At 58.5% G+C, this 13,389-nt stretch carries 9 protein-coding genes and 2 pseudogenes; 1 reads left to right on the forward strand and 10 read right to left on the reverse strand.

The features are described 5' to 3' along the window. Nucleotides 1-427: 427 nt before the first annotated feature. The 9 genes and pseudogenes from ACOQOQ_RS10175 to ACOQOQ_RS10215 all read right to left on the reverse strand — a co-directional run bounded on the left by ACOQOQ_RS10175 (nt 428) and on the right by ACOQOQ_RS10215 (nt 10,558). Nucleotides 428-1,627 carry an IS91 family transposase gene (locus ACOQOQ_RS10175; protein ID WP_420566739.1) on the reverse strand — a complete coding sequence of 400 codons (1,200 nt, stop codon included), beginning with the start codon at nt 1,625-1,627 and terminating at the stop codon, nt 428-430. 12 nt (nt 1,628-1,639) lie between these two features. Further along, nucleotides 1,640-2,527 carry a tyrosine-type recombinase/integrase gene (locus ACOQOQ_RS10180; protein WP_092465131.1) on the reverse strand — a complete coding sequence of 296 codons (888 nt, stop codon included), beginning with the start codon at nt 2,525-2,527 and terminating at the stop codon, nt 1,640-1,642. Nucleotides 2,528-2,815: 288 nt separating this feature from the next. Continuing rightward, nucleotides 2,816-4,216 (reverse strand): 30S ribosomal protein S6--L-glutamate ligase, encoded by a 1,401-nt coding sequence (gene rimK / locus ACOQOQ_RS10185; protein WP_420566884.1) that lies wholly within the window; start codon nt 4,214-4,216, stop codon nt 2,816-2,818. A gap of 656 nt (nt 4,217-4,872) precedes the next feature. Continuing rightward, a complete protein-coding gene (locus ACOQOQ_RS10190; protein ID WP_420566739.1) occupies nt 4,873-6,072 on the reverse strand; it encodes an IS91 family transposase in 1,200 nt (399 codons plus the stop codon). A 12-nt stretch (nt 6,073-6,084) separates the two neighbouring features. Beyond that, nucleotides 6,085-6,972 carry a tyrosine-type recombinase/integrase gene (locus ACOQOQ_RS10195; RefSeq protein ID WP_092465131.1) on the reverse strand — a complete coding sequence of 296 codons (888 nt, stop codon included), beginning with the start codon at nt 6,970-6,972 and terminating at the stop codon, nt 6,085-6,087. A gap of 373 nt (nt 6,973-7,345) precedes the next feature. Beyond that, nucleotides 7,346-7,712: pseudogene (locus ACOQOQ_RS10200) on the reverse strand (transposase); the annotation flags it as partial. Nucleotides 7,713-7,774: 62 nt separating this feature from the next. Next, nucleotides 7,775-8,221, reverse strand: a pseudogene (locus ACOQOQ_RS10205) (DDE-type integrase/transposase/recombinase); the annotation flags it as partial. 134 nt (nt 8,222-8,355) lie between these two features. Next, on the reverse strand, nt 8,356-9,549 hold the full coding sequence (locus tag ACOQOQ_RS10210; protein ID WP_420566885.1) for a serine hydrolase domain-containing protein: 1,194 nt from the start codon (nt 9,547-9,549) through the stop codon (nt 8,356-8,358). 97 nt (nt 9,550-9,646) lie between these two features. After that, nucleotides 9,647-10,558 (reverse strand): helix-turn-helix domain-containing protein, encoded by a 912-nt coding sequence (locus tag ACOQOQ_RS10215; RefSeq protein WP_420566886.1) that lies wholly within the window; start codon nt 10,556-10,558, stop codon nt 9,647-9,649. Between the two features lie 589 nt (nt 10,559-11,147). On the opposite strand from ACOQOQ_RS10215, the gene ACOQOQ_RS10220 reads away from it, so the two are divergent. Further along, nucleotides 11,148-12,302, forward strand: a complete 1,155-nt coding sequence (locus ACOQOQ_RS10220; RefSeq protein ID WP_420566887.1) for a geranylgeranyl reductase family protein — start codon at nt 11,148-11,150, stop codon at nt 12,300-12,302. Between the two features lie 3 nt (nt 12,303-12,305). Here the strand turns inward: ACOQOQ_RS10220 and ACOQOQ_RS10225 are convergent, their stop codons facing one another. Then, a complete protein-coding gene (locus tag ACOQOQ_RS10225; RefSeq protein ID WP_420566888.1) occupies nt 12,306-13,163 on the reverse strand; it encodes a hypothetical protein in 858 nt (285 codons plus the stop codon). Nucleotides 13,164-13,389 lie beyond the last annotated feature (226 nt).

The following is a 13,389-nucleotide window of genomic DNA, read 5'->3' on the forward strand; positions in this document are numbered from 1 at the left end:
AGGCCATGTCCCAGACCATTTCTGAAGTGATTTGGCACGGGGGTCCGACGCAAGCAGACATTCGGAGCTTTCGCAGCGTTTGACGCTTTGGTGAAGGTTTTCTGATGCGGGTCGCGGCGTAAGGTTGGCGCCTTGGCGGGCGGACGACCCGCGTTGGAAAACCTCCCAAGGACGAAGCCGCGAGGGTCTTGGTGAGACTATGGGGAAAGAGCGCCGGCGGTTGATGCGACGGCGATTTCAGCGGGCCGTTTCACGTTTTTCACGGCGGTGGACACGCGGGCTTCCCAGTCCAGCCGCCAAGCGCTAACCGTCGGACTGTGTGCATGTGCGGTCTGGAACCGCGCTGGTACCTGATCGGCGCAGGTGGCTTGGGCCGGGCCTGCATGGAGCTGCCAGCATGGGTTTATGATCTTTGCGAGGCGTTCGGTCATGCGGCCTGCTCCCTTGGTGGCGCGCGCGACATCGGTTTTTGCCCACGACGGAAGATCTCGATGATACGCATGGGTCCGCCGCAGCATGGGCAGGGTTCACGCAGCGTAAGAGGGGCAACCTCTGGCTCAAGATCGTGGTTATCCGCCTGTTCCACTGGCTGGACGCAGAGCAGCGCGCGGATTTTGGTGAGGTTCGCTTTGCGGACACCGCTGGCCAGCAGGCCGTAATGGCGGATGCGATGGAACCCATCGGGCAGGACATGGATCAGGAAGCGGCGGATGAACTCGGGTGTGGCAAGGCGCATGATCTTCTGGCGATCGCCATTTTTGATGCGATAATCCTTCCAACGGAAAGCTACAGTGTGGGCATCCGCGCTGACCAAGCGATGGTTCGAGATCGCTACCCTGTGGGTATAGCGGCTCAGATAGGCAAGCACGGCCTCTGGGCCGCCAAAGGGCGGTTTGGAATAGACCACCCATTCGGATTTACGGAATGGGGTGAGCCAGGCGGTAAAGGCATCCGGCCGGACCAACCGCTCCAGGTCGCCATAGAAAGCCAGGTCTCCGGCTTGGTGCAGCGCCATCAGGCCGTCCAGAAAGAGGCGGCGGAACAGGCGGGACAGCACGCGCACATGCAAGAAGAACCCGGGCTTGCTGGCGACCCACCTGGTGCCGTCCCTCGACAGACCGCCGCCGGGCACGATCATATGGATATGCGGATGGTGTGTCATGGCAGAGCCCCAGGTGTGCAAGACGCTGGTCAGCCCCACCTTCGCACCCATGCGTTTGGGGTCGGCGGCAGTGGTCATGACCGTTTCCGCCGACGCTTTGAACAGCAGCGCGTAGACCGCCCTCTTGTTCCAATAGGCGATTTGCGCGATCTCGGCGGGCAGCGTGAACACGACGTGGAAATATTCCACGGGAAGCAGGTCCTCGGCGCGGGCCTCAATCCAGTCTCGCGCCGTCGGCCCCTGACACTTCGGGCAATGGCGGTTCTTGCAACTGTTGTAGGCGATGTGATGGTGGCCGCACTTGGTGCAACCGGCCACATGCCCGCCGAGCGCGTCGGTCCGGCAGGCTTCTATCGCTGACATCACCTTGAGTTGCGAGAGGCTGACATGCCCGGCATTGGCCTGCCGCCACGCAGGACCATGGGCACGGAAGATGTCAGCGATCTCTAGCTTTGGCCGGGGCACCCCGACAGCCAATCACTCCAGACTTCGCTTCACAGTCTGGTCCTGCAGCTTGGCCAGCATCTCGTAGGGGCTGACCGTGTCGCGGATCGTTTTGGTGGCGACGTGGGTATATTGCGCCGTCGTGGTGAGCTTGGCGTGACCGAGCAGCACCTGGATCACCCGCACATCCGTGTTGGCCTCCAACAGATGTGTCGCGAAACTGTGCCTCAGCGTGTGCAGTGTTGCCGGTTTGCTGATGCCAGCCATGTGCTTGGCTGAGGTGAAAGCACGGTTCAACTGCCTCGGCGAAATCGGGTTGATCTTTGGCTTGCCCGGGAACAGCCAGCCTTCCGGGCGGGCCTCGCGCCACCAATCACGCAACAGATTCAGCAAGCCCGGGGACAGCATGACCTTGCGATCCTTACGCCCCTTGCCCTGCTCGACATGGATCAGCATCCGGTCGCTGTCGATATCACCGATCTTGAGATTACAGACTTCCGCTGCCCTGAGGCCGGCACCGTAAGAAATGCTGAGCGCCGCCCGATACTTCAGCCCTGGCCCGGGTGCCGCCATCAGGATGTCGGACACCTCCTCGACGCTGAGAACGATCGGCAACTTCCGCGGTTCGGTGCGGAATTGCATATAGCGCTTCATCTCCTCCCGCCCGCAGGTCATGCCGAAGAAGAACCTGAGCGCCACGATCCGCGCATTGAAAGTTGACGGCGTGACCCCTGCGTTGGTCATATGAAGCTGATAGGCGCGCAGTTCCTCCGGCGTTGCGGTATCAGGCGAATGGCCAAGGAATGCGGTGAAGTCTTTGATCGCTCGGATGTGGGCTTTCTGAGCTTTGTCGCCCATGCCACGGATACGCATGTCTTCGACCATCCGCTGACGCAGCGGGCTTACTCTCTCCTCTGTCATGGAAACCTCCTGTCTAATGATTGAGAAGGCCCCAATCGTCCGGCAGGTCATCAAAATCGCAAAATGCGCACTGATTTGGTCAGGTCACCACACCAACCAAAGGCGCCAATGCCGCGGAGCGGCTTAGTCCTTGGGCCGTCCACTTCGGCGCTCCAGATCTCCCACAAATCACATGCTGCGTTAGCTCCGATGACCGCGAAGAGCCCACTTTACCTGATGCTGCGCAAGGTTCGAACGGCAGGTTCCGGTCCGCAGGGATCGACAAGATTGATCTGAATTCACCCGACTTTAGAGGTGGGATGACGATATCTTATTGTTCCGATAGCGCGCCAGAGGTTTTACATGGTGTTCAAGATGCTCTATGATTACCGCTGCCAAGTCTTTACCCGTTGCTCGTTCGATACCTTCGAGACCAGGTGAGGAGTTGACCTCAAGCACTTTCGGACCCGACGAAGACTGCAGCATGTCTACACCTGCAACAGCAAGTCCAAGTTCTTTTGCAGCGCGTTTCGCGGTCTCTCGCTCTTCTTTGGTTATTCGAACGGATTGTGCCGTGCCGCCTTGATGCAGGTTTGAGCGGAAATCGCCATCGGAGCCCGTGCGTTTCATGGCGCCGACGACCTTGTTTCCAACAACAAAGCAACGCAGATCTGAGCCAGCGGCTTCTTGGACGAATTGCTGAACCAAAAAGTTAGCATCAAGCCCTCGAAATGCATCAACAAGACTCTCGGCTGCCTTTGGGGTTTCGGCCAGTACGACCCCTTTTCCCTGAGTCGATGAGAGAAGTTTTACAACGATGGGCGTTTTTCCAGCGAGCGCGATGAGACTCTTTGTGTCTTTCGGAGAGTTCGCGAATGTGGTCACCGGCATCGGAATATTGGCACGGGCAAGAATTTGATGTGCAAGCAATTTATCGCGCGATGCACCGATTGCCGACGCAGTATTCAGACAGTAAGCACCGGTCGCTGCAAACTGCCGAAGAACGGCCATCCCATAGTTGGTTACAGAGGCACCGATGCGGGGAATAACTGCGTCAAAATGTGGGAGGGCAGCGCCATCAAGATGAACTTCTGGGACAATCCCACCAATCTTCATATAGCATCTCGTTGTATTGATGACCTCAACGACATGACCTTTGGCATGCGCAGCTTCTATGAGACGCTTGCTAGAGTAATTGTCGGCCTCGCGTGTGAGCAATGCGATGCGCAATGGGCGCTTGACAGGGCGCTTGCGCGGAAGCCCCTTATACGAGGCAAATGATAGCTTGGGCTGAGCGAATGAAGAATTGGGGTCAACAATCATATCATCCTGAATGGCGGAACGTCCCAAAAGCATGCGATATGTCATCGTTTCACGGTTTGTGAGGGTGATCTGGATCGGCCATTCCCTGCCGCCTATTGAGACTGGCGTTTCAATAACATATCGCAGCTCGACCTCACCATTCGAACTCGTGACCTGCCTGCGGTCGACCACCTTCGCTGAACACGTGATTTCAAGGCTTTCGTCGTCGGGATCCGGTTGGATCAAGAAGCGTACTTGGGGATTTGACTGTGTGCCAAAAGGTTCAATAGCAGCTGCGTGTAGTGCGGAAGTTCTGGCGCCAGTGTCAACTTTCGCACAGACAGCAGGCAAACCAAGTCCTGGCAAGGTTAGCCATTCTTCCCAGCCCAGAGTGAACGCGTTTTCCAAGTCGATACCTCACGAGAATCAGAGATTGCTAGTTCGAATCGGCAATCCAATACGGATCACTCGATAGTGTGGATCAGTGAAACTGCAAACGGGTTTCTGTGGTAGCAAAAGGTAACTCGGGTTGAAGCCTTTAGACCGCACTATGCACAGGCGCTTCAACTTGGTCGATTGAAAAGCAGACATTGCAATCTCAATAACGAACGACCGCAAAGCCCGCATTGTATTAGTTCACCGCCACACGGATTTTGCATCTGCGGCGAATGTCGCTTCTTACGGGCCGCACTGCGGCAACGGCTTGACCGGTTCAATGTCCGGAATGGTGAAGGTTTTCTGATGCGGGTCGCGGCGTAAGGTTGGCGCCTTGGCGGGCGGACGACCCGCGTTGGAAAACCTCCCAAGGACGAAGCCGCGAGGGTCTTGGTGAGACTATGGGGAAAGAGCGCCGGCGGTTGATGCGACGGCGATTTCAGCGGGCCGTTTCACGTTTTTCACGGCGGTGGACACGCGGGCTTCCCAGTCCAGCCGCCAAGCGCTAACCGTCGGACTGTGTGCATGTGCGGTCTGGAACCGCGCTGGTACCTGATCGGCGCAGGTGGCTTGGGCCGGGCCTGCATGGAGCTGCCAGCATGGGTTTATGATCTTTGCGAGGCGTTCGGTCATGCGGCCTGCTCCCTTGGTGGCGCGCGCGACATCGGTTTTTGCCCACGACGGAAGATCTCGATGATACGCATGGGTCCGCCGCAGCATGGGCAGGGTTCACGCAGCGTAAGAGGGGCAACCTCTGGCTCAAGATCGTGGTTATCCGCCTGTTCCACTGGCTGGACGCAGAGCAGCGCGCGGATTTTGGTGAGGTTCGCTTTGCGGACACCGCTGGCCAGCAGGCCGTAATGGCGGATGCGATGGAACCCATCGGGCAGGACATGGATCAGGAAGCGGCGGATGAACTCGGGTGTGGCAAGGCGCATGATCTTCTGGCGATCGCCATTTTTGATGCGATAATCCTTCCAACGGAAAGCTACAGTGTGGGCATCCGCGCTGACCAAGCGATGGTTCGAGATCGCTACCCTGTGGGTATAGCGGCTCAGATAGGCAAGCACGGCCTCTGGGCCGCCAAAGGGCGGTTTGGAATAGACCACCCATTCGGATTTACGGAATGGGGTGAGCCAGGCGGTAAAGGCATCCGGCCGGACCAACCGCTCCAGGTCGCCATAGAAAGCCAGGTCTCCGGCTTGGTGCAGCGCCATCAGGCCGTCCAGAAAGAGGCGGCGGAACAGGCGGGACAGCACGCGCACATGCAAGAAGAACCCGGGCTTGCTGGCGACCCACCTGGTGCCGTCCCTCGACAGACCGCCGCCGGGCACGATCATATGGATATGCGGATGGTGTGTCATGGCAGAGCCCCAGGTGTGCAAGACGCTGGTCAGCCCCACCTTCGCACCCATGCGTTTGGGGTCGGCGGCAGTGGTCATGACCGTTTCCGCCGACGCTTTGAACAGCAGCGCGTAGACCGCCCTCTTGTTCCAATAGGCGATTTGCGCGATCTCGGCGGGCAGCGTGAACACGACGTGGAAATATTCCACGGGAAGCAGGTCCTCGGCGCGGGCCTCAATCCAGTCTCGCGCCGTCGGCCCCTGACACTTCGGGCAATGGCGGTTCTTGCAACTGTTGTAGGCGATGTGATGGTGGCCGCACTTGGTGCAACCGGCCACATGCCCGCCGAGCGCGTCGGTCCGGCAGGCTTCTATCGCTGACATCACCTTGAGTTGCGAGAGGCTGACATGCCCGGCATTGGCCTGCCGCCACGCAGGACCATGGGCACGGAAGATGTCAGCGATCTCTAGCTTTGGCCGGGGCACCCCGACAGCCAATCACTCCAGACTTCGCTTCACAGTCTGGTCCTGCAGCTTGGCCAGCATCTCGTAGGGGCTGACCGTGTCGCGGATCGTTTTGGTGGCGACGTGGGTATATTGCGCCGTCGTGGTGAGCTTGGCGTGACCGAGCAGCACCTGGATCACCCGCACATCCGTGTTGGCCTCCAACAGATGTGTCGCGAAACTGTGCCTCAGCGTGTGCAGTGTTGCCGGTTTGCTGATGCCAGCCATGTGCTTGGCTGAGGTGAAAGCACGGTTCAACTGCCTCGGCGAAATCGGGTTGATCTTTGGCTTGCCCGGGAACAGCCAGCCTTCCGGGCGGGCCTCGCGCCACCAATCACGCAACAGATTCAGCAAGCCCGGGGACAGCATGACCTTGCGATCCTTACGCCCCTTGCCCTGCTCGACATGGATCAGCATCCGGTCGCTGTCGATATCACCGATCTTGAGATTACAGACTTCCGCTGCCCTGAGGCCGGCACCGTAAGAAATGCTGAGCGCCGCCCGATACTTCAGCCCTGGCCCGGGTGCCGCCATCAGGATGTCGGACACCTCCTCGACGCTGAGAACGATCGGCAACTTCCGCGGTTCGGTGCGGAATTGCATATAGCGCTTCATCTCCTCCCGCCCGCAGGTCATGCCGAAGAAGAACCTGAGCGCCACGATCCGCGCATTGAAAGTTGACGGCGTGACCCCTGCGTTGGTCATATGAAGCTGATAGGCGCGCAGTTCCTCCGGCGTTGCGGTATCAGGCGAATGGCCAAGGAATGCGGTGAAGTCTTTGATCGCTCGGATGTGGGCTTTCTGAGCTTTGTCGCCCATGCCACGGATACGCATGTCTTCGACCATCCGCTGACGCAGCGGGCTTACTCTCTCCTCTGTCATGGAAACCTCCTGTCTAATGATTGAGAAGGCCCCAATCGTCCGGCAGGTCATCAAAATCGCAAAATGCGCACTGATTTGGTCAGGTCACCACACCAACCAAAGGCGCCAATGCCGCGGAGCGGCTTAGTCCAAGGGCCGCAAGCCGCCGCGCTATAATTTGTTGGGTCCTCCCAAAAGGCGATTACTTGCGGGTAACGCGCGACTTCAATAGCTATCCAGCGTCAGCTTTTTTCCAGTAAATTGGGGGCTCAACCTGCTGTTGGCCCCATCGATCGGAGCTTGGCTCTATGTCGTGCTTTCAGCGTTCAAACACAGGTTTTCTTATGGGATCTTGGCTCTGTTGTGCGCAGCCTCTTTCTATTGGTGGAGATTTGCCGCCCTTGGTCCGACCGATCAGACGTCCACGGCCCCTTTTTTCGCGGCCATACTGGTCGCGGTGCGGTGTGCCTTTAGATATGTGGCGTCGATCATGACCGTTTTCCTTTCACCGTGCTCGGCGGCCAGACCAGCCATCATCCGCGCGAAGATGCCTTTCTCGCTCCAACGCTTCCTCCGGCTGTAAAGCGTTTTGTGAGGTTCGTATTCCTTGAGCGCATCTCGCCAACGCAACCCATTGCGATTGATGAAGATAATCCCGCTCAGCACCCCTCTGTCATCGACCCGTGGTCTGCCGTACGACTTCGGGAAAAAGGGGAGAGCTTGGCCATCTGCTCGTCTGTCAGCCAATAAAGATCGTTCATTTCATCGTTCCGTTTTTGGCGCCGTGAAACACGCAGTGCTGCGAAAATCAATGCCCCCTGACCCTAAGGAACGTTTCGACGGCGGCGTTGTCATAGCAGTTGCCCTTGCCGCTCATGGACGCCTGGAAGCCACGCTGACACAGGAGCTTCTGATAATTGTGAGAGCAAAATTGGCTGCCGCGAACTGTATGATGGATGCAGCCGTTGGGTGGTTATCGTAGCGCAACAGCCATCTTCAATGCCCGGATCGCAAGGTTACGTTTCGTCCGGCTGCTCACGGCCCAACCGATCACCCGCCCCTTTCCGGTTGGGCTCGTTCGCCGCTCGTTTTCTCGGGCAAGGTCCAACTTCTTGTCCGACACCACATCAGTGTCACGGTGCGCCGTCCCCCATTTGTTCAGCGTCGTTAGGCCAATACCAAAATCTGACGCAACCTGCCTGCTTAGCCTACTTGTCAGCGCGATCCGCATCGTATCAACACGGAATTTGTCCGTTCGTTTCGTTCTCATTGCTCGCCTCCTTTGCTGCAATAAATGCTATCAAAGGAGCAGCATCAAACCGCGACAGCTCCAAGCGGTCTGGACCGCGTTTCAATGGTTTGCGGGGTGCTGGGTTGCGCACCCCGCGCAGGAAAGTCCTGACGCTACGCCGCTTTGTTGGCGGTCAGGGCGTTGTACACTGCGGTTTCAAAAGCCATATAGCCGCCGAATGAGACCGCATCTCCAAAGGGCAGGATTTGAGTCCCCCAATAGCCGCCAAAGCCATTAGCGCGATCGATCCAGTAGTAGCAATTCGCCAGACCGGCCCAGCCGATTGCTCCGGCGGGGCGTCCCGTGGGGGCGTCTTCGGAATTGACCATAAAGGTATAAGACCAATCCTTGGCAAGTCCTGGGAAGAACTCGGCGTCGTTCGACAGCGATGGGATCACACCCGGCAGCATGGTCACTTTTTGCGGGGGTACCAGCGCGCCCTTTACAGCCCAATCGACAGTTTCCGGTTTCAGTACGCGCCCGTTCGGTCCTGATCCGTCGTTCAGCCACATGCGGATAAACTTCATGTACTCCGGAACAGTCCCATAGAGCCCATGGCCACCCATATGCACCTCTGGATCGTCTGGAAGGGCAAAATCATCCATCGGCGCGAGCGACCCGTCCTCGCCACGGGCGTGGATTGTCGCGGTGCGGGCCTTCATCGCGTCGGAACGGGTAAAGGCAATGTCGTTCATACCCAGCGGGTCGAACACCCTTTCGCGCATGACGTCGCCCAGACGCTTGCCGCGAATACCTTCGACCACCTGACCGACCCAGTCGATATTGGTGCCGTATTCCCACTTTTCGCCCGGATCAAACAAAAGTGGGGTTTTGATTGCGGCGAGTGAACCGCTCACAACTGACGGCTGGCCATGCTCGGCTGCCAACCGGCTGTAGGTCTCGTTGAAGAAATCATAGCCAAATCCCCCCGTGTGCAGCATCAATTGCCGTGTTGTGACATCGCTTTTTGGGGCACGAAGTCTTGGCTGGCCTGCATCGTCAAATCCGTCGATAACCTGCAGTTCGCCAATGGCCGGGGCATAGTCTTTTGCCGGGGCATCAAGATCCAGCAACCCTTCTTCGACACATTGCAGGGCCGTTGTGCCGGCGATGGCTTTGGTGGTTGAAAAGATAGCAAGCACCGTATCCTCAGCCATGGGCGCGCCACCGATCCGCATCTCGCCCGCAGCACCGGAATAGATGTCACCCTCCCGGTCTGTGACCATCGCCACGACCCCCGGAACCCTTTGGTCGCTTTCGACCACGCCCTTGAGTACGGCATCGCAATTTGATTTCAAGTCTGACATAGTTTCCTCCCTAGATAGACTGTGGGCTGAACCTAGGCGACATGGCGCGCCGGGTCTGTCCGTGACCGGCACGCAGCGTTCCAAATCGGAAGGAAAATCAGTTCTGCACAAGCACGCCCTTGGCGCGTGATCTGGTTTGCGAGGGCAATTCGCCAAATCGTTTGGCATAGCGACCAGCCAGGGCCCCGAGGTTCACAAAACCCCAGTCCGCCGCGATGTCGGCAATGTTGCGATCCGCATGTGCCGTTTCCAGATCTGCGCGAAGCCCGTCAAGCCTGCGCGCGGCAAGGAAGGCCCTGGGGGACAGGCCGCGAAACCGCTGGAACCCACCAGAAAGCGTGCGCGCTGAAACCCCGACCCGCGACGCAACATCCCCGATCTGAGGGGCCTCGCGCGCTTCGGCTTCGAGTATCTCCTCGGCCTGACGCACATACCAGGGGGCCGCTGCCCGCGCCCCATTTTCCAGGGGCACACCCGCCCCTTTGGCCCATTGGCGCAGCAGCTCCAGGCAGATGGTTTCCTCCAAATGGCGACCCAGAACGCCATCCGGGGACAGAGGTTCGGGTCCACTTGCGCTTCGGGCTGCGAATTCAAGCAGATAAAGCCAGGCGGATTCCGGGCCGCCAAATTTGATCCGACTGGTCCAAAGCTCATCGTCCGGGACAAAGCCAAACCATCTTTCAGCGGTCTCCTCCATCACTTTGTGCGGTATGGTCAGGTTGAATTGCATGTGGTCGGGATCCCCGTCGAGCCAATACTCTGTACGCGAACAGTCGACGACAAAACTCTCGCCGACCCCAGTTTGGGCTGCCCCGCCCTGGCTCTGGTGGCGCAGCGCGCCCCTGAGCGTATTGAGGACGAGAATATTGCCCGCTTGTGGATCAAAACGGTCGAGGTGAATGCCAGTGCCATAGGAAAACCGTGTCATGGTTACCCGGCCCGCCTTGGCTGAAATCATGGTTGCGTCGGGGCGTGACAGCTTCTCCAGCGGCTGGACACGGTAGGGCATATAGACGGACCTGCAGAATTCCTGCACCTCGTCCCAGTCCGACGAATGCGTTCGACCGCGGTGCTGAACTGCTGCACCCAGAGTGTCTCTTAACAATGCATCCTCTAAGAACATCAAATTGCCTCCCTCGTGAATCCATACCACAAATTAACAGCGCATGCAGGCGTGAGTGTTTTCAAGGGAGTTACATCATCTGACCGCTTGTCGTGATCATCAAACAGGGCCGTCAAGTTGCATGGCACGTCAAAGCGGTTGTTCACCCAATACATCCGAAGGCCCGACTTGTCCGTTTTGCGGTCATTGGCGCGTCGAATATGCTGAAAGACGTTCGAAAGGTTGGGTTGATCCGCGCTTGATGGTCGAAAGATGCCGCATTGAGATGTGCACTATTTACGCAGGAAGCACAGAAAGAATGGATAGCAAACATATATCGGTGTATCTCGGCCGCACCATATGTTCTTCATAACCCCCTGAAATTAATTGACTATGTGTCGGTTTCTGGCTTGCGTAAATTGCTGTGTTGGCATGTTCTCAGATGCGGCTATCATCGGGGCACGCGTGCAAGCAGTCCACGAAAGGCGGTCAGGGTTTGGCTACTGAAAATCACGAGCTGATCGTCGTCGGAGCGGGCCCCGCCGGGACCATGGCGGCCTATCACGCTGCTCGGCAGGGGGTGCGCGTCACCATTTTGGATCGCGCGCCCGGATCAAGGCCTAAACCCTGTGCAGGCGGGCTGTCGACCAAGGCTTTGGCGCAATTGCCTTTTTCCGTGGCTCATATCGTGCAGAAGTCCACGCAAAGCATCAGTTTGGGCCTTGGCGCTGCGCCCGGCCAGCCGATTTCGGCGCAGGGGCTTTTGTGCGGTTTCGTGGTGCGGCACGAGTTCGACGGGCTTTTGCTGGATCGCGCGCGCCAGGCAGGCGCCGATTACCAGCTAGTGGATCGGATCACGGACCTTTCCGTTGCACCCGACCATGTGCGTCTGGATTTGGGGGACGGGCGCAGTCTGAACACGGGCTATCTGATCGCTGCGGATGGCGCGAACAGCCAGATCCGTCGTCTGGCCGATCCGCAGGGGGCCTTTTCACGCGGTTTCGCGCTGGAAGGGATCGTGCCCCGCGCCAGCCTGTCCGGCGCACCGGGGATGGAGCTGAACTTTGGCTGCCTGCCTTTCGGCTATGGCTGGGTCTTTCCCAAGGGCGATCATGTGAATGTTGGCATCTACACCAGCCGCGACCGTGTTCCGCTGGGCAAAGACATCCTGCGCAACTATGCGCGCGCCAAGCTGGGCACTCAGGATGTGCAGGACATCATGGGGTTCCCCTTGGGGTTTGGCGGCAAAACCTATCGACCCACCCAGGAACGTCTGCTGTTCGCCGGGGACGCCGCCGGCATGGTTGAACCTTTGCTGGGCGAAGGGATCTTTAATGCGCTCAGATCAGGTGAAATGGCCGGACGTGCGGTGGCGGGCGCGGTGGCGCAGGGGACCTCGGCGCGCGGCGCGTATGATGTGGGGCTGCGCTCGATTCGGCGCGATCTGCGGCGCGGCGAGCTGATCTGCAATCTGTTCTATGAACACCTGGACGGGTTCGGCTTTCGTGCGTTGCAGAACCCGATGATCCGCGCGATTCTGATCAAGGGTTATGCGGCCGGCAAAACCTTTCACCAGATCACAGATGGCTTTGCGCTGATGCCGTGGCAAAAACCCTTGCGCTCGGATCGGATTGATGAATTGCAGGGCTAGGCCCTAGCCAGTGCGCCGGGCCTGCTGCCACCCATGGCCGGTTGTGAACAGCATGACTAGCACAAAAACGATATAGGCCCACAAGGCGGGATCGGAAACCTCGACCACGGGTGCCCCGTCGGGCATCATGCCGCCAGACAGGCGGATCAGTGATCCCAGCAGCAATATGCCATAGACGAACAGCGCTGAGAGGGCGTTTTCAACACGCCAGAAATCCCGTTCCAGGGCGATCTGGAGGAAAAGCAGCCCGTTGCCCAGACACCACGCGCCAACCGCGCGCGCCGTCAGTGAGCTAAGTGCCCACGGCCAGGCAATATCTTTTGATACAGAGGGGAAAAAGAACAGCGCGACGCCCATCGCCAGCAGGATAACGCCCTGCAAGGCGAACAAGGCGCGGCTCCAGGCGGGCATCGGAGCAAGAGCGCGGGCATCGGGACGGCTGCGCCGTACTTGCAGATACAAAAGCACGGCCATCACCACCGGTACCGCGACATAGACCACAAGCCAGACATAGGTCACGAATTGGGTCAGTTTGGGGAATTGCGGTCCAAAATGAAACTTGTCGAAATGCAACAAAGTTGCGATCAGGGTCATGGTGGTGAATGTCAGAACCGCTGGCACTGCGATCCGGGCCCGGGTCCAGCTGCGTTCGCGGGCTGAGGTCATTTCGATCACGAATGCGGCCAGATAACCGCTGCCCAGAAATGCCGCCGTGATGGGCGGGTTCACGGTCCAGGAAAACAGTAGCGGAGTGCTGGTTGGCACAAAATACAGCGGCACCCCGATGATCAGCACCAGGATGGCGGCAACGGTCAGCAGTAACCGCATGGCGGGCATGGTCGGGTTCTTGGGATCGGACATTCTGGCCCCTTTGGCGCTGGCTCAAGTCTCTGAGGTCAGATAAGCACATTTTCCCGCGTCCACAGAGAGGGAATTGCATGTCTGGGTGCGTAAACTCAGATCCAGCATGGCGTTGTTGCCACGTTCCAAACAGCACGGATGTATCGTGGTGAGGCCCCCGAAGCTTCGGACCAGCTTTATGTGATCGCATCGATGGAGCTTGGCCAAGGTCAGGCGTTCTGTGCGA

It is taken from the genome of Thalassovita sp. (assembly GCF_965218685.1).
In the GTDB taxonomy this organism is placed as follows: Bacteria; Pseudomonadota; Alphaproteobacteria; order Rhodobacterales; family Rhodobacteraceae; genus Thalassobius.